25 protein-coding genes and 1 riboswitch are annotated in these 22,016 nt (G+C 51.2%); of the genes, 5 read left to right on the top strand and 20 right to left on the bottom strand.

The features are described from left to right. From topA to EFBL_RS20980, 5 genes are all read right to left on the bottom strand, one after another. On the bottom strand, positions 1 to 1,181 hold a 1,181-nt coding region (topA, locus tag EFBL_RS21460), incomplete at its 3' end, for a type I DNA topoisomerase (RefSeq protein ID WP_231705842.1). Between the two features lie 95 nt (positions 1,182 to 1,276). Continuing rightward, positions 1,277 to 2,374: a DNA-processing protein DprA gene (gene dprA / locus EFBL_RS16485; RefSeq protein ID WP_096183230.1), complete on the bottom strand. Its 1,098-nt coding sequence runs from the start codon at positions 2,372 to 2,374 to the stop codon at positions 1,277 to 1,279. Positions 2,375 to 2,519: 145 nt separating this feature from the next. After that, positions 2,520 to 3,425, bottom strand: a complete 906-nt coding sequence (gene sucD / locus EFBL_RS16480) for a succinate--CoA ligase subunit alpha (RefSeq protein WP_096183228.1) — start codon at positions 3,423 to 3,425, stop codon at positions 2,520 to 2,522. Positions 3,426 to 3,447: 22 nt separating this feature from the next. Next, a complete protein-coding gene (gene sucC / locus EFBL_RS16475; RefSeq protein WP_096183226.1) occupies positions 3,448 to 4,605 on the bottom strand; it encodes an ADP-forming succinate--CoA ligase subunit beta in 1,158 nt (385 codons plus the stop codon). Between the two features lie 142 nt (positions 4,606 to 4,747). Then, positions 4,748 to 4,906: a DUF2197 domain-containing protein gene (locus EFBL_RS20980; RefSeq protein ID WP_096183224.1), complete on the bottom strand. Its 159-nt coding sequence runs from the start codon at positions 4,904 to 4,906 to the stop codon at positions 4,748 to 4,750. A gap of 84 nt (positions 4,907 to 4,990) precedes the next feature. Here EFBL_RS20980 and EFBL_RS16465 point away from each other — a divergent pair, with 84 nt between their 5' ends. Then, complete coding sequence (locus tag EFBL_RS16465) at positions 4,991 to 5,554, top strand: hypothetical protein (RefSeq protein ID WP_231705841.1); 564 nt, start codon at positions 4,991 to 4,993, stop codon at positions 5,552 to 5,554. 38 nt (positions 5,555 to 5,592) lie between these two features. Here the strand turns inward: EFBL_RS16465 and EFBL_RS20705 are convergent, their stop codons facing one another. Beyond that, positions 5,593 to 5,730: a hypothetical protein gene (locus EFBL_RS20705; protein WP_165912464.1), complete on the bottom strand. Its 138-nt coding sequence runs from the start codon at positions 5,728 to 5,730 to the stop codon at positions 5,593 to 5,595. 126 nt (positions 5,731 to 5,856) lie between these two features. Between EFBL_RS20705 and EFBL_RS16460 the strand changes: the two genes are divergently transcribed. Together EFBL_RS16460 and EFBL_RS16455 are read left to right on the top strand one after the other, a co-directional pair. Continuing rightward, positions 5,857 to 7,404, top strand: a complete 1,548-nt coding sequence (locus EFBL_RS16460) for a YifB family Mg chelatase-like AAA ATPase (RefSeq protein ID WP_096183222.1) — start codon at positions 5,857 to 5,859, stop codon at positions 7,402 to 7,404. Positions 7,405 to 7,517: 113 nt separating this feature from the next. Beyond that, positions 7,518 to 7,832 carry a hypothetical protein gene (locus tag EFBL_RS16455; protein WP_096183220.1) on the top strand — a complete coding sequence of 105 codons (315 nt, stop codon included), beginning with the start codon at positions 7,518 to 7,520 and terminating at the stop codon, positions 7,830 to 7,832. A 52-nt stretch (positions 7,833 to 7,884) separates the two neighbouring features. On the opposite strand, the gene EFBL_RS16450 is transcribed toward EFBL_RS16455, so the two are convergent. The 12 genes from EFBL_RS16450 to EFBL_RS16395 form a co-directional block, all read right to left on the bottom strand. Next, positions 7,885 to 8,676, bottom strand: coding sequence for an ABC transporter ATP-binding protein (locus EFBL_RS16450; RefSeq protein WP_096183218.1), 792 nt, complete (start codon positions 8,674 to 8,676; stop codon positions 7,885 to 7,887). Continuing rightward, entirely contained in the window at positions 8,673 to 9,713 is a 1,041-nt protein-coding gene (locus tag EFBL_RS16445) for a FecCD family ABC transporter permease (protein WP_096183216.1), read from the bottom strand. The genes EFBL_RS16450 and EFBL_RS16445 overlap by 4 nt, the downstream gene beginning before the upstream one ends. After that, complete coding sequence (locus tag EFBL_RS16440; RefSeq protein WP_165912465.1) at positions 9,710 to 10,672, bottom strand: ABC transporter substrate-binding protein; 963 nt, start codon at positions 10,670 to 10,672, stop codon at positions 9,710 to 9,712. Before EFBL_RS16440 ends, EFBL_RS16445 begins: the two co-directional genes overlap by 4 nt. 128 nt (positions 10,673 to 10,800) lie before the next feature. Next, positions 10,801 to 10,979: riboswitch (cobalamin riboswitch) on the bottom strand. A 16-nt stretch (positions 10,980 to 10,995) separates the two neighbouring features. Beyond that, the gene (locus EFBL_RS16435) at positions 10,996 to 11,241 is read right to left on the bottom strand and encodes a YneF family protein (protein WP_231705840.1); all 246 of its coding nucleotides are present in this window, start codon (positions 11,239 to 11,241) and stop codon (positions 10,996 to 10,998) included. A 33-nt stretch (positions 11,242 to 11,274) separates the two neighbouring features. Further along, complete coding sequence (locus EFBL_RS16430; RefSeq protein ID WP_096183210.1) at positions 11,275 to 11,637, bottom strand: YraN family protein; 363 nt, start codon at positions 11,635 to 11,637, stop codon at positions 11,275 to 11,277. Then, on the bottom strand, positions 11,634 to 11,924 hold the full coding sequence (locus tag EFBL_RS16425) for an EscU/YscU/HrcU family type III secretion system export apparatus switch protein (protein WP_096183208.1): 291 nt from the start codon (positions 11,922 to 11,924) through the stop codon (positions 11,634 to 11,636). Before EFBL_RS16425 ends, EFBL_RS16430 begins: the two co-directional genes overlap by 4 nt. Before the next feature lie 8 nt (positions 11,925 to 11,932). Next, entirely contained in the window at positions 11,933 to 13,672 is a 1,740-nt protein-coding gene (locus tag EFBL_RS16420; protein ID WP_096183206.1) for a TP0910 N-terminal domain-containing protein, read from the bottom strand. Between the two features lie 4 nt (positions 13,673 to 13,676). Then, the gene (rnhB, locus tag EFBL_RS16415) at positions 13,677 to 14,477 is read right to left on the bottom strand and encodes a ribonuclease HII (protein WP_096183204.1); all 801 of its coding nucleotides are present in this window, start codon (positions 14,475 to 14,477) and stop codon (positions 13,677 to 13,679) included. 392 nt (positions 14,478 to 14,869) lie between these two features. After that, positions 14,870 to 15,718 (bottom strand): ribosome biogenesis GTPase YlqF, encoded by an 849-nt coding sequence (ylqF, locus tag EFBL_RS16410; RefSeq protein ID WP_096183202.1) that lies wholly within the window; start codon positions 15,716 to 15,718, stop codon positions 14,870 to 14,872. A 17-nt stretch (positions 15,719 to 15,735) separates the two neighbouring features. Then, on the bottom strand, positions 15,736 to 16,266 hold the full coding sequence (gene lepB, locus EFBL_RS16405; RefSeq protein ID WP_096183200.1) for a signal peptidase I: 531 nt from the start codon (positions 16,264 to 16,266) through the stop codon (positions 15,736 to 15,738). Between the two features lie 80 nt (positions 16,267 to 16,346). Continuing rightward, complete coding sequence (gene rplS, locus EFBL_RS16400; protein WP_096183198.1) at positions 16,347 to 16,694, bottom strand: 50S ribosomal protein L19; 348 nt, start codon at positions 16,692 to 16,694, stop codon at positions 16,347 to 16,349. A gap of 159 nt (positions 16,695 to 16,853) precedes the next feature. After that, on the bottom strand, positions 16,854 to 17,336 hold the full coding sequence (locus tag EFBL_RS16395; protein WP_096183196.1) for a hypothetical protein: 483 nt from the start codon (positions 17,334 to 17,336) through the stop codon (positions 16,854 to 16,856). A gap of 161 nt (positions 17,337 to 17,497) precedes the next feature. Between EFBL_RS16395 and EFBL_RS16390 the strand changes: the two genes are divergently transcribed. Further along, on the top strand, positions 17,498 to 18,067 hold the full coding sequence (locus EFBL_RS16390; protein ID WP_165912467.1) for an RNA polymerase sigma factor: 570 nt from the start codon (positions 17,498 to 17,500) through the stop codon (positions 18,065 to 18,067). Further along, the gene (locus EFBL_RS16385; protein WP_165912476.1) at positions 18,064 to 18,846 is read left to right on the top strand and encodes an anti-sigma factor; all 783 of its coding nucleotides are present in this window, start codon (positions 18,064 to 18,066) and stop codon (positions 18,844 to 18,846) included. The genes EFBL_RS16390 and EFBL_RS16385 overlap by 4 nt, the downstream gene beginning before the upstream one ends. A gap of 59 nt (positions 18,847 to 18,905) precedes the next feature. On the opposite strand, the gene pcrA is transcribed toward EFBL_RS16385, so the two are convergent. Both pcrA and EFBL_RS16370 read right to left on the bottom strand, forming a co-directional pair. Continuing rightward, complete coding sequence (gene pcrA, locus EFBL_RS16380) at positions 18,906 to 21,053, bottom strand: DNA helicase PcrA (RefSeq protein ID WP_096183190.1); 2,148 nt, start codon at positions 21,051 to 21,053, stop codon at positions 18,906 to 18,908. Positions 21,054 to 21,734: 681 nt separating this feature from the next. Beyond that, positions 21,735 to 22,016: exonuclease domain-containing protein (locus EFBL_RS16370; RefSeq protein ID WP_269432711.1), on the bottom strand; the 282-nt coding region annotated here is incomplete at its 5' end.

Raw genomic sequence — 22,016 nt, 5'->3', positions numbered from 1 at the left:
GTGTCCAACACGGCCGGAGCCATCTGCGATGCAACGAAACGTTCCCAGATGAGCCGGTACAAGCGCAGCTGATCGCGGGTCAGATGCTCCTTCAACTTGTCCGGGTGAAGGTTCACCGATGTGGGGCGAATCGCTTCGTGGGCATCCTGTGCTCCTTCTTTTGCGGTATATTGGCGGACAGAGGCCGGGTAATACCTGTCTCCGTACTGGCGAATGATGAAATCTTTGGCCTCTGCCTGTGCTGCAGGAGATATGCGGGTGGAATCGGTTCGCATGTAAGTAATCAATCCGACCGTGCCCTCTGAGCCAATATCAATTCCTTCATACAATTGCTGGGCAATGGACATGGTCTTGCCCGCCCGGAAATTAAGCTTCCGAGCCGCTTCCTGCTGCAAAGTGCTCGTGATAAACGGGGGAGCGGGATTGCGCTTCCGCTCACTCTTCTTGACTTCTGCGATTTTGTATTCAGCATCCCGAACATGCGCCAGCAATTGTTGAACTGCCTGTTCGTTGGGAAGTTCCGTCTTCTCGATCGATTTTCCCTTTTGATATCCGTGGAATTTGGCTTCGAATTTTTGTTTGTCCACCTGAAAAAGAGCAGTTACCGTCCAATATTCCTCCGGCTTGAAATTGCGAATCTCGTTTTCGCGGTCCACAATCAGGCGAACGGCAACCGATTGCACCCGACCGGCAGACAACCCCTTTTTCACTTTCTTCCAAAGCAGGGGCGATATCTGGTAACCCACAAGACGATCAAGGATTCGTCTCGCTTGTTGGGCGTTCACCAAATCCATGTTGATTTGTCGAGGGTGTTTGAAGGACTCCTTGATAGCGTCTTTGGTAATCTCGTTGAAAACCACACGGCAGGCCTGTTTCGGGTCAATCTCCAGCACGTTGGCCAAGTGCCAGGCGATCGCTTCCCCTTCCCGGTCAGGGTCGGCTGCCAGATAGATCGCTTTCACTTTCTTGCTCTGATCTTTCAGTTCCTTTAACACATCGCCCTTCCCCCGGATGGTTATATACTTCGGAGAGAAGGAATGCTGGATGTCCACCCCAAGCTGACTTTTTGGCAAATCGCGTACGTGTCCCATGGATGCCTTGACGATATATTTTTTTCCGAGATATTTCCCGATTGTTTTCGCCTTGGCGGGAGACTCTACAATGACCAGATAGTCGGCCATATGTCCCCTCCTTTATTTGATGTTTTGTTATGTCTATGTATAAGGATTCCGTTATTTGCCATGGTTCTTATACTAAACCGCTGGCTTGTTCATTGTCAAACAAAGGCCCTCATGTAAAGTTGACCGGGCATTTGTTTGATGTAGCCTTTAATCTCCATTTCGATCAGAAGCCGGTGGAGTTCCCCCTTGGATATCTGGCTTACGCGAAGCAATTGATCCAGATGGGCAGCGCCATACCCGATCGATTCCAGCACAAGCCGCTCTTCGAGGGTCAATTGTTCCGGCGGGGTTGTCCTTATATGGCATGTATTCGTTTTCCAATCCGGAAATTCCTCCCATATGTCATCAATCCCTGTTATAAGTCTTGCTCCTTGCCGTATCAAATCATTCGTTCCCAGGCTTAAAGGGGATGTAATGGGTCCAGGCACCGAAAACACTTCCCGATTCTGCTCCAATCCATGATTTGCCGTGATCAGGGACCCGCTTCTGCGGGCTGCTTCCACAACCAACACTCCGCGAGAAATCCCGGAAATTATGCGGTTGCGGATCGGGAACATACCGGGGTGGGCGGTCGCAAGGGGATGAAATTCGGATATCAGGGCTCCCTGCCGGCTGATGCGCTCAGCAAGGGAATGGTTATAGGCAGGGTACGCTTTCAGAATTCCGCCTGCCAGTACGGCAATGGTCTTCGTACCCGTCTGCAAGGCCGCCTCGTGAGCAATCATATCTATGCCCCTGGCCATTCCGGAGACAATCGTTATGTGCTGTTCAGCCAATTGGCTGGCAAGCTTGTTTGCAATCATTATGCCATAATTGGTGGGATTGCGGGAACCGACAACCGCCATTGTACGGCTCTCGTCAGGAGGGGGAAACTCGCCTTTTACATAAAGAATATGGGGAGGATCGTAAATCTGCTGCAACAAGAAAGGATAATCGGGGTCGCTGATGTGAATGACGCGGATTCCGTGGCGCTTCAGAAAGTTCTCCTGTTCCAGGAAAGAATAAGTGGGTCTGGAACTGACAATTTTCTGAACGATTTTATTTTCAACAACCGCACGTTCCTTCAGGTCGGACTCCGAAGCCTCCCATACAGCTTCGGCGCTTCCATAGCTCTCAAGCAGTTTCTGGCACCGGAGATACCCAACCCCGGGAACATTCATTAACCATTGGACATAATCACATTCTGAACGCATGGAAACCTCCTGAAATCTTATTTTCGATAAAATTGGGCCCGTGAAATCCCTGCGAGTTTGTGCTTGGCTGGGGGAATTGTTTAGGGGAAGGGGGATGGGCTGGACAGAAAAAAGGGAGGCCTGGCAGCCTCCCGTAAACGTGCTGTTACTTCTTCGTGATGACCTGTTCGAGCATGCCTTTCTCTTTCAACAGTTCGACCAATGTGGAACCCATTTCGGAAGGAGTCGGGGCTACGCGAATTCCGCATTCCTTCATAACCGCGATTTTTTCCGCCGCTGTTCCCTTGCCGCCGGAAATGATGGCACCCGCGTGCCCCATACGCTTGCCGGGAGGTGCGGTTGCGCCCGCGATGAATCCTGCAACAGGTTTTTTCATGTTCGCTTTGATCCACTCAGCCGCTTCTTCTTCAGCCGTACCGCCGATCTCACCGATCATGATGACAGCATCCGTATCCGGGTCGTTGTTGAACATTTCCAGCACATCGATAAATTCCGTGCCTTTGACCGGGTCCCCGCCAATCCCCACCGCTGTGGACTGACCGATCCCGCGGGTTGTCAGTTGATGAACCGCTTCATAAGTCAAAGTTCCGGAACGGGATACCACCCCGACACGTCCTGGCATGTGAATATACCCGGGCATGATGCCAATCTTGCATTCGCCGGGAGTAATGACACCCGGGCAGTTGGGTCCGATCAGGCGGGTCCGTTTGCCTTCCATGTACCGCTTGACCTTGACCATGTCAAGCACCGGGATTCCTTCCGTGATGCAAATGACAAGATCCAGATCCGCGTCAACCGCTTCCATGATCGCATCCGCTGCGAAAGCAGGCGCAACATAGATGACGGATGCATTGGCTCCCGTTTTTGCTTTGGCTTCAGCGACCGTGTCAAAAACGGGAATCCCTTCCACTTCCGTGCCGCCTTTGCCGGGTGTAACCCCGCCAACCATCTGTGATCCGTATTCGATTGCTTGCTTGGTATGGAATAAACCGGTGGCACCCGTGATGCCTTGAGTAATGACTTTCGTGTCTTTGTTAATCAGAATACTCATCAGATTTCCCTCCGCACCCGAATTATTTCACGAGACCGACAATCTTTTCGGCAGCGTCGGCGAGAGAGTCAGCCGCGACAATATCAAGACCGGACTCGTTCAACTTCCGCTTGCCAAGTTCCACGTTGGTGCCTTCCAGACGAACCACCAACGGTTTGTCCAATCCCACTTCTTTCGCAGCCGCAATCACGCCCTCGGCAATCACGTCACATTTCATGATGCCGCCGAATATGTTAACCAGAATCCCCTTCACATTCGGGTCGGACAGAATGATTTTGAATGCCGCCGTGACCTTCTCGGTGGTGGCGCCGCCGCCCACATCAAGGAAGTTGGCCGGCATCCCGCCAAAATATTTGATCGTATCCATGGTAGCCATGGCAAGCCCCGCGCCGTTCACCATGCAACCGATGTTCCCATCCAGAGCAATGTAAGAAAGATCGTACTTGGAAGCTTCAATTTCTTTCGGATCTTCTTCATCCAAGTCGCGCAACTCGAGGACATCCTTGTGGCGGAACAGGGCATTGGAGTCAAAGTTCAGTTTGGCGTCGAGAGCCACGACTTTGCCATCGCCTGTAACTACCAGCGGATTGATTTCCGCAATGGAGCAATCTTTGTCAACAAACGCCTGATACAGGCCCATCATAAACTTGACAGCCTGGTTAACCAGTTCGCGCGGGATGTTGATGGCCAAAGCAAGTCTGCGTGCCTGGAAGGTCAACAATCCAACGGCAGGGTCAATCACTTCCTTGAAGATCTTCTCAGGGGTTTTGGCCGCCACTTCTTCGATTTCCGTGCCGCCTTCTTCCGATGCCATCATCACGACACGGCCGGTCGAACGGTCAACAACCACACCGACATAGTATTCTTTCTTGATATCGGACAATTCCTCGATCAAGAGCCTTTTTACGACTTTTCCTTCCGGGCCGGTCTGATGCGTTACCAGCGTCATGCCCAGGATTTGCTCAGCGTATGTACGAACTTCATCCAGATTTTTTGCAACTTTCACACCGCCTGCTTTGCCGCGGCCTCCCGCATGGATTTGCGCTTTGACCACAGCTCTGCCACCAAGTTTTTCGGCAATGCGAACCGCTTCATCCACAGAGAAAGCCACTTCGCCTTGCGGAACGGTCACTCCGTACTGCTTGAGGACCGCTTTGCCTTGATACTCATGGATATTCATCTCCCGCTGCCTCCTACCATTGATAAGTGAAAAAATGAACTTTATGTGTCCAGCTTCTTCCACTTACATACTATAGCACACATTATTCGGAACAAAAATATAAAAAGAAAACGGATTCATGCTTTTTTTGGACGGAAACGGATTATTTGTATTTCTGGTCGCTTTCGAACTTGATTTTGGCCTGGCATGCCGGGCAAATGTAGACATGATTTTCCTTTGCGGTTTGCACTTGCGTTGCATCAGTCTCCTGAGCTTCTGATGTAACTCCACACAAACTGCATCGCAACAAGTAGTCAGACATTTGGTCATCCACCTTTCAACAGTTGAAAATAGGGTATTTTCATTATACCGAATTGTCTGTTCGAATACATTTCAAACCAGGAGAATGAGCCATGAATTCTGGGCTGTCTGTCATCCGGTCCCGGCGGAATATCAAGTCATTCAGGCCGCCCCCATTGACGGAAAAGTGATTGTTGACAATATTAATGACAGGCCGGTTTGTGCTATAATAACGGAAACAGAGCAAGGGTGGTGCAAGATGGATCATTGTTGCGGTTTGACGATGGTTGCCCGGCTGCAGGACGTTTATTCCGAGAATTCGGTATTCATTCAGGATGTTCCGGTATTATACTGCCCGACCTGCCAAAACAGCTTCATCGCTCCCGAGATTGAATTGGACTACCATTTGTTTGCCCACAATTGTGCGACTGACGGTCTCCGTTCCGCCAGTTTGGCAGACGCCGCGGGGGACGATAAGATTCTGGGCATCCTTGAGAGATATCCGGAGGACATCCGGATTCGAACCTCTCAAAGAGTAGTCCAGGAACAGATAGATTCCACCCTGGACTTGCTGAATGTTGCCAAACATATGGATGATAAGGTTTGGCAGCAGGAGTTGCTGGAACGGTTGCAGATGTTTATCCGGTTGTCCGGTGTCAACCGGTTGTGAATTCCCCAAAGTGCTTGCCGTCCTGAATTCATCGCGACTCATGGCAGCCACCAGCTGGTTGCCTTCTCCCCTCTCGAACCCCATTTTACATAAGAGTCGTCCCTCAATTCATCCAGCAGGTTGCCCTCAAGTTCCACACGAATCAATTTCAATCCTTCCTTTCCAAGGTTTTTCACCACTGCCCATCCATGTCTTCTGCTTTCCACGATCTTGCGATTCCATTATCCCCTCCCTGTTTATGCGTTATGACAATAGTTTCCCTAAGTCTCACAAATCCAAATCGATCAGGAGTTGAATGCTGCATGTATGCATCAGTAAACGGCATTGCCCTGCTGGGAATCCAGGGGGAGCCCATTCTGGTGGAAGTTGACATATCCAATGGAATTCCCTGCTTTGATCTTGTGGGCTTGCCCAGTTCCTCCGTCAGGGAGGCGAAAGAAAGAGTCAGAGCTGCCATCCGGAATTCCGGATTTGAGTTTCCCCTGGGGCGGATCACCGCCAACCTCGCCCCTGCCGACCTGCGTAAGGACGGCCCGGGATATGATCTTGGTCTGGCTCTGGGAATCTTGTGCGCCAATGGGATCCTGAATGGGGACAAGCTTCGTTCCATCGCTGTCATTGGGGAGTTGGCCCTGGACGGCAGCGTTCGTCCCGTTCACGGCGTTCTTCCCATGGCTGCGGCAGCCAGGTGTGCCGGGTTCACAGAAGTAATTGTACCTGCAGGCAATCTGCAAGAGGCCAGACTGGTGGAAGGGATTCTGACGGTGCCCGTCAGACACTTGCGTCATGCGATCCAATATCTGAAGGAAGGTTCGCTGCCGCCGGAATCACAACCCTCCCTTTCTTCACCTGCGGGGAACAATTTGTTTGACGACCTGGCAGATGTCAGAGGCCAGCAACACGCAAAACGTGCGTTGGAAATTGCCGCTTCCGGCAACCATAACCTGGTCCTTATTGGCCCTCCGGGCTCGGGCAAAACCATGCTCGCACGCAGGCTTCCTTCCATTCTGCCGCCGCTTCTGCATGAGGAGTCTCTGGAAGTAACCATGATACACAGCACCGCCGGGTCGTTTAAAGAAACCGCTTCCCTCCTGTCGGTTCCTCCCTTCCGGTCTCCTCACCATTCCATTTCCGCCGCCGGCCTGATCGGCGGAGGAACGATTCCAAAACCGGGAGAAGTATCACTGGCCCACTGCGGAGTCCTGTTTCTTGATGAGATGCCGGAATTCAACAAAATTGCGCTGGAAGTACTGAGACAACCCCTGGAAGAGGGGAAAGTCACGATTGCCCGAGCCAATGCTTCGCTTACCTATCCTTCCCGGTTCTTGCTGGTCGGTGCGATGAACCCTTGTCCGTGCGGGTATTTTGGGCAAGATCGGGAGACAGGGGGCGAATCATGCACCTGTACGCCCTATCTGGTCCAAAAGTACCGGAACCGTCTGTCAGGGCCCCTGCTGGACCGGATTGATCTGCACGTGGAAGTTCCGCGTATCCGGTTCACGGATATTCACAGCATGGAACCGGCTGAGAACTCCTCCGAAGTGTTAAAACGCGTGCAAAAGGCCCGCTCAATCCAACAGCAACGGTTCCCCCGTCGAACTACACCCACCAATTCTCTAATGACGGCACACGAAGTCCGCAAATTCTGTCCTCTCACGAAGGAAGCTGCCGGTATGCTGCGGGACGCTTTTGAAAAATTGGCATTGTCCGTACGCGCACACGACCGGATTTTGAAGATGGCAAGAACCATTGCGGATCTCGAAGAAGCGGAAATCATTGACAGCAGCCACGTGGCGGAAGCCATTCAGTACAGATCTCTCGACAGAAAGCGGCGGATTTCGTCGTGCTAATTGCCTCGCAGTCGCATATTCTACTAACAAACTATCTCAAGCGGCGACCCGGGTGCAGGACATCCCCTCCTGCCTGACGAATAGTTGGTTAAGCATGGGAAGGAGGCGTTCTTATGGCGAAGCATCAACCTGGCATGAATCTCCCAGAAGTATTGAAAGCATTTGCTTGGCTAGACGTATATCTTGACTCGATCAAGATTGAAACCGGAGTGCCTGACTTGTACCATGCGGTATATGGCCGCGAATTGCCATCTATCCAAATCGATCTGTCGGACACCGAACCGATGCTGTTGTTTGACCTGTGCGACATGCTGGAGAAAAACGGCTATCAGGATCTGGTTCAGGAATTTTTCTCCCTTCTCGTTGAACATCGCATCGATGTGACATCCTGGACCATGAAAGACATTCCCAACCGCAAGCGAAAATAACCCTTTCCGGCACTAACAAGAGAGGGCTGTCTCCTGAACGGGACAGCCCTCTTCAATGAGGAGTCAAAGGGACACGTTTTGGCGTCACGATAATCTGTGGAACCGACAGCCCCGGCACTTCCACCACACGTACACCAACATGAAATACTTCTTCAAGCCGGTTGGTCCGGAATAATTCATGGGGAGTTCCAAAGAACGCAACCCTGCCCTCTTGCAACAAAAGCAAATAATCACAGTATTGGGCTGCCAGGTTCAGATCGTGAAGCACAGCGGCCCAAGTAAGCCCCTTTCCCTGTTCCTGTTTGAGCATATTCAGAAGTTCCATTTGGTGAAACAGATCCAGGTAAGTAGTGGGCTCATCCAGCAGCAACAACTCCGGTTCCTGTGCCAACACTTGTGCAAGCAGGACCCGCTGGCGCTCCCCCCCGCTGACTTCATCCATCTGTCGTTCCTTTACATGCACGGTACACGTTCGTTCCATGCTCTGCAAACAGATCTGATGGTCTCGATCACTTTCCGTCTGAAACCATCTCAGGTAGGGATACCGGGCCAACATTACGGTTTCATATGCGGTAAACCGGGACTCCACTTGCGAGATTTGTTGCATGAAGGCCAGCTTCCTTGCCAGTTCCTTGGCTTTATAGGTTTTAATGTCTGCATCATTCAGCAATACCCGTCCCTTGTCAGGCGACAAATGCCCTCCCATTACATGCAGAAGAGTGGATTTGCCAGCGCCGTTTGGGCCGATAATGCCGAGACTGCTTCTCTTTTCCAGGGCAAAACTGATCCCCTGCAGAATGGCCTTCCCCTGAACCGCCAAAGAAACCTGATCGACACGAATCATGACATCCCCCTCCTGCTTCGTTGCAACTGCCAAGCAAAGAAAGGCGCCCCAACGGCGGCAGTGACCACTCCAATCGACAGCTCCAGCGGGGGCATCACGGATCTCGCAACCGCATCACACAAAACCAAAAAGGTACCTCCAGCCAGTGTGGAGAAAGGAATCAGCAGCCTGTAATCGGACGAAATCCACAATCTTATGATGTGGGGAATCACAAGTCCGACGAATCCGATGATACCGGCGGAAGATACGGCGACTGCCGTCAACAGGGACCCGCTGACCAGCAAGACCCACTTGGCCCGTTCCACTTGTACCCCCAGGGAGGCAGCCCCTTTTTCCCCCATTGTGAGGGTGTTTAATTCCCTGCTGAAAGCCCAGATGACGGCAAAACCAAGCACAAAGAATGGAAGTACTATCATCCCGTGTTCCCAACTGCGAAGTCCCAAACTCCCCATTAACCAGAGCAAGATTTGCTGCGACTTGCTGTCAGGAGCCATCGATTGAATGAATATCAAAATGGCCCCGAAAAAGGCGTTCACCACAACCCCTGCCAGGATCAGGGTTTCCGTCTTCAATCTGCGCTCCGAACGTCCAATCCAGAATACGGCGGCGATGGAAAGCATGGCCCCCATGAAGGAAGCAACGGGAATGGAGTATCCGCTCCACATGGCAAATGAAGTTCCAAGTGTTATGGTGAGGGCGGCCCCGACAGAAGCCCCGGCCGAGACACCCAATATATAAGGGTCTGCCAGTGGATTTCTAAGTACCCCTTGAAATGCTGCACCGGCCAGGGAAAGGGAGGCCCCCACCAGAATTCCCAAAAGCACGCGCGGCAAGCGGATCCTGGCGATGATCGTTGCCTCGGTATCCGTCCAAGTGGGGGCAAAGAAAGAATCGAGCAACGGAACCTGGTGAAGCAAATACCCAATGGAATGGGAAAGCGGGATTGGGGAACTCCCGATGGAAATTCCGACTCCCGCACTTAGAACCAATAATATGGACAGCAGGATGAGTCCTGTAACCAGTTTTGATTTTTTCATTCCTTAAATAGATCGGGGTGGATGGCTTTTGCGAACTGTTCCAATCCTTCCGCCAGTCTCGGCCCCGGACGTGAGACCAGGTTGGTGTCAACAGCCACAATCCGTTTCTCTTTCACCGCCGGAATGCTCTCCCACCCGTCGCGTTTCAGGATGTCTGCCTGTACTTGATTGGTCACGCCATGAGTAGAAATGATCAACTGCGGTTTCTTGGCTACCACTTGCTCTCCGGATATTTTTGCCCAACCGTTTGTATCCGCAAACGCGTTCCTGCCTCCAGCCAGAGTAACCAGCTCATCCATGAAGGTTCCCTTTCCTGCGGTGAAGATCTCCGGAGCCGGATAAACCTCCACATACACAAGCGGTTTCTTGTCTTCGGACAGTCCTTTCAGCTTGCCTTTCACATCCGCCAGCTTTTGATCCATGTATTTGACGATTTCTTCAGCCTTTGCCGCGGAGTTCGTGATTTTGCCGATATCCTTGATAGCCTGCTGCACTTCTGCAAATGTTTTCGGTTCAACGGCATATACTGTGAGGCCCAGCTTCCTCAGCGCCTGTATGGCGTCCGTATTGAGAGAAGCCCCGCCCACCACCAGATCCGGTTTTTGTGCCACTACCTTTTCGGTATCGGTCTTCAAGTCTCCGATTATGGGTTTCGACTTGGCTTCCGCAGGATAATCGGACCATTTGTCCACTCCTACAATTTTGTCGCCCAATCCCAGAGCAAACAGGATTTCCGTTTCGCTGGGAACTAGAGATACGATCCGTTTGGGTTCTTCTTTGATGGTAACCTCTGTTCCGGTTGCATCTTTGATTGTCAGTGGATAGATCGTTTGCTGCCCGCTGGTGGTTTTATCCTGGCTGGGTGTCGGCTGTTGCTGAGCAGTTTCTTTCGTACCGCAACCGGTTGTGATACCGGTTGCAAGAATCAATGCTGTTACGATAGAAAACCATTTGTTCAATATTGTTTCTCCCCTTTCATATTCTGTCTAACGCAACAAACCCCTGACTTCCAAACGAGTCAGGGGCAGAAAGGCATATAAGCGATAACGGACGCTGTGTACCTGCTGCCACGCCCTTTCCTCGAAGGCCTGTGGGCAGCGTGTCGGCAGGTCTCCTGGCTCAAGTTCATCACTTCCGTTGGTCTTCCCGCTTTCGCAGTGACCCTAAACAACGGAAGCTCCCTTTTACAGTGGCGGGACCGCATCGGATTCACACCGATTTCCCTATTCTCTCTCTGGCGAGAGCACCGACATGCTGTAATTATGTATGAAAATTGAAATGCTTATTTTTTCTTCTTGAAGAGACTTTGCTTGTTCTTCTCGTTCACGTTTTTCATTTGCCGTGTGATCTGGGCAAGCTGTTTCTTGTTCAGATTCCGCCCCATGCTCCTTGCCATGGCCTGAATTTCGGCCTCCGACATCTGCATGTTGGCCATCTGTTTCTTCATGTATTGAACCGCCAGATAGAAACCGGCCACAACGCCCAATAGAAATGAAAGAATGCCAATTACCCAATACCAAACCATCATGTTCACTCCTGTTCAAATTCCAGTTGCTGCATTTCAGAAAGCATTCTGTATATGTTCGAGCACCGGATCTTGTCCGTTCTCATACATCTGTATGCTGATCATATCAAAACGGGTTCGGGACGTGCAAACACGATTCGACGCCAAAAAAACACTTGCCACTTGCCGTACCTTTCTCTGCTTGCGCCAATCGACCGATTCGGCGGGGAATCCGAACCTTGTTGACGACCGTGTGCGAACTTCGACAAACACCAGACATGACCCGTCTTGTGCCACGATATCGATTTCACCACTACGGCAGCGCCAATTCATGGCTACAATCTGCCACCCAAGCGACTCGAGATGTTTGCGTGCAAGGGCTTCGCCCCACTTTCCTCTTTCCACCCGGCGGTCCTTCATCCCTGGACCTCCGCCTGCCGATCCGACTTTCGTTCCAGGTATTGAATGAACACGAGGATTTCCGCCACCGCCTGGTACAGTTCCGGCGGAATCTCTTTGCCGACATCAAACGCCAGCAGGGTCTCGACCAGGGCAGGATCTTCGTAGACGGGAACCCCGTTTTCCCTGGCAAGTTCAATGATTCGCCGCCCCACTTCCCCCTGTCCGCTGGCTACCACCCGGGGAGCCTGGTCGGCAGCGGGATTATAGGAAAGCGCAGCCGCTTTGTTGGATTTTTTGCCGGTCATGTCATCACCTATACTTTCAGATCCAGAGTCCCAGCCGATACCAGCATCGGCAGATGAGCGAAGGGCGAAACCGCATCCGTCTTCCCTGTCTCTTTGCGAACAGTCCCCAACTGATACCCCGCCTGTTGCAGCCCCTCGCGCAAAACGGACAAGTCCCGATCGCCCACTTCAAACTGATCATCCGCAGCAAGAACAAATCGGAGAGACACAAGCCGCTCCACAATCTGCACATGCAGGCCAAATTCCCCAAGCGAGGGCATTGTAAGGTGAAAATACAGGAAACAGTTATAGGGATCCAACAGCTTCCCCGATTTCTTCCGGGTAAGCAGATGAATTTTTGCATCGGCCGTTTGTTGTCCCGATTGCACCGGCAACGAAAAGTAGTGGTAATAAAAAACCCCGGTATCATCTCTGACGGAATGCATCAATTGTTGACCGGCAAGATGCTGAAACGCCCGCTCTGCCAATTGGGATTCCGGGTGGGCTTGCAATTGTGCCAGCAAGAAAGACTTGAGAGTATCTGATGATACCGCTTCAGGGCCAGCCTTCTGCAACTGGCCGATCTGGGCTTCGTGCTGGAGGCCCAGTCGATTCACCGCCTCTTGCAATACAGCCCCTCTGTCTTTTGTTGGAAGTGCCGCCAACTCATTTAATTTCAGGGTAACGGCTTCAACCGGAGTCTTGGGGTTAGGTGTTTCCTGGTTCCCTTTCACCGCCGCTTCCCCTTTGACCGCTACAGGTTCCCCGGATCTTACGGGGACCGGGTTCTCCAGCTTTGAGGAAAGCGGAGAATCAGCTTTAGCGCCAGAAGGACTCTCCGGTCTTGAAAGCTGTGTATTGTCCAAAGCGGCGGGAGCTTTCCCAGCCGGGTTTCCTGCCAGGGGTTGTGTCAGGGGGTGTGCCGGGGGTTCTGTCGGCGTATCTGTGTCGCTGGCTGTGATATTTCCCGTTAAGAGCAGCCCGGATTTGTTTGCATTCTCCCGGCCGTTTACCGAAAGATTCATCACGCCATCCCCAGTCTCCATGCCCGACAGAAGTTCTCCCAGGGAGGGCCCGTTCCAAAGAGCATCCACCGCTTTATAGGCACTGGGAGTCAACGGAAGATTCTTGACCGCCATCCGGACGATCGTTTCAAGAACCTGTACCATCCGCGAATCGTTGGCTGGGGGGGTACCTTTGTCTGGTGCCGTTTTTTGCTGCGATATTATGCTGGATCCTGTTTGGGGACGAGGCTGGTTGACCGCCTCCGCATCCCCGTTCGCTTCCTGCTCCACCTGCTTGTACAATGTCTCTATGGATTGAACCAGTGAGGAGGTCACTGACTGTCCTGCAGTCAATAAGCGGCTGACCACTTGTCTGGTTAATGGGGTATCCGGCAGGTCAAGGTTTTTCAACAGACGATCGAAAGGCAAACTTTGAGTCCGTTCGAGCGCTGTTCCCTTTGGATTCGACGGGTTCGACTCCCCACCGGAAATCTCTGCGGCAAAGGGACTTATTTTTAATTCCAAAAGACCGTTTTCCATAGGTCCAACGACAAGTAGAGGGACGACTGTTCCTTTTGGCAATTGGGTTTCCAAACGTGCTTGCACCACATGTCCCTTGATTTGCAGTGTCGCCGCATGCTCGTCAAGCATCTCAAGCAGGGTGGCCTGAACCAGCTCGCCCGCTCTTAAATCCAAACCTTTAAGAACTGTGTCGGAACGTACGGTCTGCCCAAGGGCTTTCAGAAGAGACGGCCAAATGTTCATGACTTCAAGCCCCCCTTAAGGGGCCCCTCCCCGCCTCGGCTACCGGTGCAAAGGATCGCCGGTGAATGGGGCAGGGGCCATATCTTTGCAATGCATCGATGTGCTCCGGTGTAGAATACCCCATATGCCGTTCGAAACCATACTCGGGATAGATCCGTCCGTATTCCTGCATTAAACGGTCACGAGTAACTTTCGCCAGAATGGAAGCTGCCGCAATCGAATGGCTTTTGGCGTCTCCTTTTACAATCGGCATTTGGGGAACGGATACGCCAGGTATCGTCACCGCATCGTTAAGCAGGTGATCCGGCATTGTATCCATCGCCTTAATAGCTCGTCTCATGGCCTCATAAGCAGCCTGAAGAATGTTGTATGTATCGATGTAATCCACATCCACAATTCCGATGCCGAATGCCACCGCTTTCTCACGAATCAGATGGAACAGGCTCTCTCTTTGCCCGGGTGTCAGCTGCTTGGAATCGTTCAAGCCAGGAATTTCAATGCCGAGCGGAAGGATACACGCGCCCGCCACAACCGGCCCCGCCAAAGGCCCGCGGCCTGCTTCATCAACTCCTGCAATCGTCTGAAACCCCTGGGCGGCCAAAGACCGTTCGAAAGTCCAAAGCTCCTCCATGCGTTTGGCTTCCATCTGCAACTTGGAGCGCTTTCTGAGGTAAGACTCGGCTATGGCGCGAACCCCCTGCCGGGAATCTTTTCGCATGGCTCCCAGGATTCGAGCGGACACTTCTGTTTGACTGTCCAACCAATCTTTGATCTCCTGCACCGATTTGATCTTCAGGTCTTTCACATTCATTCGCTCCTTTGCCGTGTTCTACAAATTCGGCGTCTGAGACCTGACTTCCTGCTGCCTGATTCGACAAAAACAGATTGAGAGAGTTGAAAGAAATTACGGCACCCTATGCCGCTAATTGAGAAAGTCCCAAGCTATAACGGCACTCAGTGCCGCTAAATAAGCCAGTCCAAAGATATAACGGCACTCAGTGCCGCTAATTGAGCAAGTCCAAAGATATAACGGCACTCAGTGCCGCTAAATAAGCCAGTCCAAACATATAACGGCACTCTATGCCGCTAATGCGAGCCAAGAGACTCTGGAGAAAGAAATTACGGCACCCTGTGCCGCTAATGCGAGCCAATGAAGAGGGGCTCCAGGAAACGAAAAAAACCAGCCTTACGGCTGGCTTATGGTCGCTCAAGAGAGATCTTGCCCAACATGCCTGCACGAAACTCGCGCAGGATCAGATTGCTTGCACCTTCTTCATCAATCACACCGCCGGCTCGGACCAGTCCTCTCTTTTTCCCGATCTCCAGCACCGTATCCCACGGTTCCTCCGGAAGGATGTCCAACTTGTAGCGGTTTTCCAACACGCCCGGATACTGTTCACGAAGCCATTTGACCAGAAAATAGGAAATTTCCTGTTTGTCCGCTTCCAGCACTTCATCCTTGATAGCCCCCGTTGCGGCCAACCGCAGCCCCACTTCCGGGTCTTCGAACTTCGGCCACAGGATTCCGGGAGTGTCGAGCAATTCGAACTCCTTGCCGACTTTGATCCACTGTTGTGCCTTGGTGACGCCGGGTTTGTCGCCGGTTTTTGCAATGTTTCGCTTCGCCATGCGATTGATCAGGGAAGATTTGCCCACATTTGGAATTCCGAGAATCATGGCTCGAATCGCCCGGGGACGGATCCCTTTCTTCATCATCGCTTCCAGTTTGGGTGCCACAAGCCGTTTGGCCTCCGATTCAATTTTGGCAAAACCCGACCCTTCAGTTGCAACAATCGGTACAGCGGGAGTTCCCTGACTGTCAAAAAACGCCACCCATTCTTTGGTGATTTCCGGGTCAGCCAAATCGGCTTTGTTTAAAAGCACAACCCGTGGTTTTTGCTGCGTAATTTCATTCATCATCGGGTTTCGACTGGAAAGCGGAATCCGGGCGTCCAACAATTCGTAGACCACGTCCACCAGTTTCAGCTTTTCCGTTACTTCCCTCCGGGCTTTTGCCATATGCCCGGGAAACCATTGTATGGCCATGCTGCTCACCCTTTGTATCACTTAAACGGGAACAATTCAAATTTGTTCAAGGGCCAGAACACCAGATCGGCCCGACCGACCACCAGATCATAGGGAATAAATCCAACAGTCCGATCCCGGCTGTCTTTCGAGTTGTTCCGATTGTCTCCCATAACAAAAATCTTTCCTTCAGGTACCTTTTCCGGTCCCCAGGTGCCGTTGGTGGGTTCACCCAGGTAGGGCTCTTTCAATTCCTGTCCGTTCCGGTAAACCTTGCCGCCCTTGACTTCCACCGTGTCTCCCGGCAAACCGATTACCCGTTTGATAAAATCCTTGGATTTGTCAGCCGGATATTTGAATACGATAATATCCCCATATTCCGGTTTATGTATGCGATAGATCAGCTTATTGACAATCAGCCGTTCCCGGTGTTCCATGGTGGGCATCATCGATTCCCCGTCAACAAGGAACTGGGCAAAGACGAACTGGTGTATGCCAAGCGCCAGAACCACTGCCAATCCAAGTGCTTTGATCCATTCCCAAGTCTCGTTCGATGATCGATCAGACATTTCGTTCCCCTCCTGCCCGGATGTGATAACTTATCCTATGACGGGAAAAGGGACTTGATATCACAAGTCCCTCTAAGTCGTTAGCGAATTTCTTTAATGCGGGCCGCTTTACCTGTGAGATTGCGCAGGTAGTACAGTTTGGCACGACGAACGCGGCCGCGGCGCGCCACTTCGATTTTCTCGATTTTCGGCGAGTGGATCGGGAAAGCGCGTTCCACGCCAACCCCGTAAGAAATCTTGCGAACGGTGAAGGTTTCGGAGATGCCGGTTCCGCGGCGCTTGATTACAACGCCTTCGAACACCTGAATCCGCTCACGGTTACCTTCTTTTACCTTCACGTGGACTTTCACGGTGTCCCCGGGACGAAAGCTCGGAATATCTTTACGGAGTTGCTCGTCCGTAATCTGACGAAGAAGTTCCTGATTCATTCTGTTTCCTCCTTCCCTGCAGACGTTCATGTCAAAGCCTTTTGCTTGACAGCGGACCGTCTTGATCAACAAAAGACATTTTACCACAGGGTATAACGAAAGACAACTGCTGAATCAGGGGTCCGAATCAGGTCCGTGTGTTGAAACGCAATGATTCTCTTACTTCACTGTAAACTTAATCGTAACCGGTGCGGTTCCCTCGACAGGCTTATGGTCGTTGCCGTTGAGGCTCACTACTAGTGTATGTTCCCCCGCTTTTACATCCTTAAGAACGATGTTGTCGGCATCTTTAATAACCTTTTGCGCGATTTTCGCATCTTTCGGATCCGTATCCAGCCAGATATGAATATGTCCTTCCCCGGCTTTCGGCTCTTTGTTGGTTGAAAAATCTACCAGTTTGAAATCTGTCAGGGCAACTTTGATTTTTACGTCTCCCGGCTTCAGAGTGTCCCCGTCTTTAATGCCTTCTACCTTAAAAGAAGGCTTCTTTGTTTCCGGAGCTGCAGCGGGCTGTTCCTGTTTTCCGGGTGTGGAAGCGGGCGCCGGTGTTTGAACCGGAGTTGAAGTCTTGTCACCGCCGCAACCTGCCAATCCGGCCAGTGCAAACAGCGTTACGGGTACTGCCAACCATTTTTTCTTCACATAACTCTCCCCTTATCTGGTAATTTGCCGTACATTCAAATAACGATACAACCAAACAATCGGTTCGATGTTTGGTATAATTTTTCTAAAAAACCGAATCGAAAAACCAATCGTATCTATTTATGTATTGGTTTATTAGATTTAAAGGAGTCTTCGCCCGCATGTCTGCCATGTCTGAAGCGGAACTTTTGCACTCCTTGCGGCAAGGAGAGGGAGCTGCACTGGAAGCGCTCTATGATCGGTACGCTGCCCTTGTGTATTCTTTAGCGCTTCAAATTACAAGAGAACCGTCTCTCGCACAAGAAGTTGTGCAAGATGTGTTCACCAAAGTGTGGGTAGCACCCGAGTTGTATCATTCGGAACGAGGGCGGTTTTCAAGCTGGCTTTTGACGATAACCCGAAATCTCTCAATTGATGCACTCCGCAAACGAGCCAGAAAAAACCGATTTTCCGTTATGCCTCCGCAGATGTTATACGAAGCGCTGTATGAGTTGCCTGATTATACAGGGAGTCTGGAACAACGGGAATTGGCCGTTGTCATTCAAAAGTGCCTGAACACACTCAAACCGGAACAACAATCGATTCTTCAATTGACATATTGGGAAGGGCATGCCCTATCCGAGGTGGCCGAAATGTTGAATCTCCCTCTGGGTACGGTCAAAAGCCGATTGCATTCCGCGTTAAAAACATTGCGGATTCAAATGCGCGCATGGAAGGAGGAAAGACAATGAACAACCTGCAAGATCATACTTGCTCCCAATGTCTTTCCTATCTGTTTGGTCAATTGTCCGATCAGGAGCGTGAGTTATTTGAGGCTCATCTTCCCGAATGTGAGGATTGCCGCCATGAAATCGCGGAACTCCAGCTCGTGACGGACGCTCTCCCTTACACAGCCGAACCGGTTCCGGTGCCGGACAATTTGAAAGAACGCACCCTGCGAACCGCTTTTGCCGCTAAAGCCCCATTTACCCAAAATAAGCCTGAATCTCAAGGGTATCTGCCCCCCTCTTCCGGAGGTTCCGCTTGGCGGTCATTTGTTGCAAACCGCTATGGGAAACTGGTTATGGGTTTGGTAGCTGGTTTAACGGTCGCCCTCGGGGTCTCTTTTTGGCAAATCAGCGAATATCAAGCACAATTGCAAACCGCTCCCAACAACAAACCCGCATCCACAACAAAAGTGGAGCGATCCTTTCCGCTCTATGCGGCAGGTGATACTTCGAAAGCTTTGGGGACCGCATACCTTACGGAAACCGCCAATGGTATCCAACTGGTGGTACAGGTTCAAAATGTATCCCCTTTAAGCGGTGAGCAGGCTTATCAGGTGTGGTTGCTGAAAAACGGCCAACGGCAAAATGCCGGTACATTCCGCGTGAATGATAAAGGTGAAGGTGTATTGATTTATGCTATGGACAGCACCAAACCCGATTTTGATAATATCGGGATTACAAAAGAACCGGATGCAAATGGAACGTCTCCACGCGGTCCGAAAGTGATGGGAACAATCTTGTGAATCCTCCCAAGACATAAGACGATCGAGAGCACTGCTCCAAGGCAGTGCTCTTCGTTTGATTACTTCTCAATCACCCGGAGTTTGGTCAGTTTCGGTTTGACCCTCTTCGTTCCGTGTTTGGACTGGAATGTGATCTCCAGTTCCAACTCGTCATCCTTTCCGCTCATGTCCATAATCACGCCGATGCCCCACTGGGGATGACGTACACGGAGCCCCACTTCCCAACGGGGAACCACTTGGAAGCCGGAACCCGATTTTTCTACAAGTTCCTCCGGCAGTTCCGCCAGAAAGCGGGACGGGTCATTCATCTGCAGTTGTCCGAACAAAATACGCTCCGTGCAATAGGTGATATGCAGTTTCTCCTGTGCCCGGGTGATGGCCACGTAACAAAGGTTTCGTTCTTCCTCAATCCCTTCCGGCGTATCCATGGACCGGCTGTGGGGAAAGATCGTTTCTTCCGCACCAATGAGAAAAACAACGGGAAATTCCAATCCTTTGGAAGCATGCATGGTCATCATGTGTACCGCATTGTCTTTTTTCCCGGTTTCTTTGTCCGTATCGGACAACAGGGAGGTTTCTGCCAGAAAATCGGCCAATGTGCCCCGCCGCCGCTTGTCAAACGCACGGGTAACAGTCAGAAGTTCATCGATATTTTCCAACCGGTTCCTGTCTTCTTCTTTCGGGCTGGTTTCGTACATCTCCCGGTATCCGGTTTTCTTCAACATCTCCTGCAGAAATTCGGTGACCGACAGCCCTTCCTGCATCCAGTGAAGTTCTGTCATCATCCAGTGAAATTTCTTCACGTCACTTGTCGCCTTGGCTCCGAGGTCCGCTTCTTCTGCCCTTCCCATTGCTTCCAGCAGCGTCAATCCGTTGTCATGGGCAAAATCCAGCAAGCGCTTAATGGTTCCTTCCCCGATGCTGCGTTTTGGAACATTCACAATTCGAAGCAGCGAGATCTCATCCGCCGGATTGGAGACAGCTTTCAGATAGGCCATTATATCCTTTATTTCCCGCCGGTCATAGAACGTCATGCCGCCAATAATCTTGTAGGGAATGGCCGCCTGCAGGAATACTTCCTCAACCGCCCTGGATTGGGCGTTGGCGCGGTACAAGACGGTACAGTCCCGAAACTGTCCGCCGTTTCCAACATGCTCCTGTACTTTAGCGACCACATAAGCCGCCTCGTCTGCCTGATCCAGAGCCGCATAAAGGGAAATAGGCTCTCCCTGGCCCTTGGCCGACCAAAGGTTCTTGTCCTTCCGCTGGGAATTGTTCTTGATGACTGCATTGGCCGCATCCAGGATGGTATTGGTGGACCGGTAGTTCTGCTCCAACATGATCACTTTGGCTTCGGGATAGTCCCGTTCAAAATTCAGGATGTTGGAGATATCGGCTCCCCGCCAGCGGTAAATGGCCTGGTCGGAATCGCCGACCACACACAGATTGCGATATTTCTGCGCCAACAGGTTGACCAGCCTGTACTGGGCCCGGTTGGTATCCTGGTATTCATCCACATGAATATAGCGAAACTTGTCTTGGTAGGAGGCCAGGACGTCCGGCTGGTCTTCAAACAGCTGCACCGTCTTGAAGATCAGGTCGTCAAAATCCAGGGCGTTTATGCTGTTGAGCTTGTGCTGGTATTCCCGGTATATGTTGGCTGTTACCGTGTTCATCAGCGATTTGCCGGCCATCTTCTTGAATTCGTCGGGTCCCAGAAGTTCATTCTTTGCCGCCGAAATCTTCCAATGAATGACATTCGGTTCGAACTTCTTCATATCGTAGTTCAAATCCAGCATGCATTGCTTGATGGCCGCTATCTGGTCATCACTGTCCAGAATGGTGAAATTGCTACCGTACCCGAGCCGCTCCGCTTCCCGTCGCAAAATCTTGACGCACATGGAGTGGAAGGTGCTCATCCAGATGTCTCCGGCCGACTCCCCGACCAGTTTCTCCACACGCTCATTCATTTCTTTTGCCGCTTTATTGGTAAAAGTGATCGCCAGGATGTTCCAGGGCTGAACTTTCCCGTGTCCCATCAGGTAAGCGATCCTTCTTGTCATCACGCTTGTCTTGCCTGAGCCTGCCCCGGCAAGGATCAGCAGAGGCCCTTCCGTGGTCTCCACCGCTTGCTTCTGTTCCGGGTTCAAGCCCTTGAGAATGGCGTCCTTGTTGATCTTCGCCGATGATAATACTTCCGCTTGCATTTTAAAATGTAAAACCTCCATTATTTGTATAGGGGCCCCACAAAGCACTCCGAATAGATTTCGAAACTTCGCGTCACTTTGTGGAACTGCCAATCATGCTACTCTGATAGGGTATCATGGACAAGTCATCATGGAAAGTGAGAAACGGCCGAGATCTTCCCTGAGATTGGGAGAGTTCTCAGAATCTTTGACAAGTGAAAGCGGTGGTGAACCTTGGAAAGGTTTTCAATATGAAGGATTGGCGAAATATTACCTGAAAATCAACGGGCAATGGGAAGATCACAAGATCTACAGCTTGACTAAGGAATTCTGGAGCCCGACTTCTGGGATCCCAATGAAAAAGGACAACTGAGGTAGAGAACCCTATTCCAGTTAAACAAATAAAAGATTTTGGATTCCTTATTGTTTCGAGAAGGAGTGAGTTTTTTGGGAAAAGGGATTTTCAGGCCCTTATTGAGGAAACCACACAAATCTGTTTAGAAGATACGTGTAAATAAGGGACTCATAAACCCCTATCTAAAAAATGTATCCCATACAAAAATGGATAAGAACCTTATAATCTTTTATTTTAAAGGGGCGCACGTTATGTTAACCTAAAATGCAAGCGATCCTACAAAAACAAATTGGCTGTACCCGGAAGCAATCGCTCTGCTCCCGGGTACAGCCTGCTTGGTATGATTCCTACAGTTTGGCCAGTACCACCTGCTCATAAAGTTCTCCAACCGTGGTTACGCCCCTTGCCACCGATTCTTCCAACAACATTCCCCAGAGTTTTGCGGTCATAAGCGCATCTCCAAGGGCGGTATGCCTTCCTTCAACCGGAATCCGGTAGACTTCCAGCAGATCGTCCAGACTGTACTGATTTAAACGGGGCCGCAGCCACTTGGCGACGTCAAACGTATCGATTACCCGGTGGGTCAGATGAGACCGGGATTGCTTCCACAAAGCGGCGTTCAGAAATCT

The organism is Effusibacillus lacus, from assembly GCF_002335525.1.
Taxonomy (GTDB): Bacteria; Bacillota; Bacilli; order Tumebacillales; family Effusibacillaceae; genus Effusibacillus; species Effusibacillus lacus.
The sequence above is the reverse complement of the archived record's forward strand: the minus strand, read 5'-3'. Positions and strand labels throughout refer to the sequence as shown.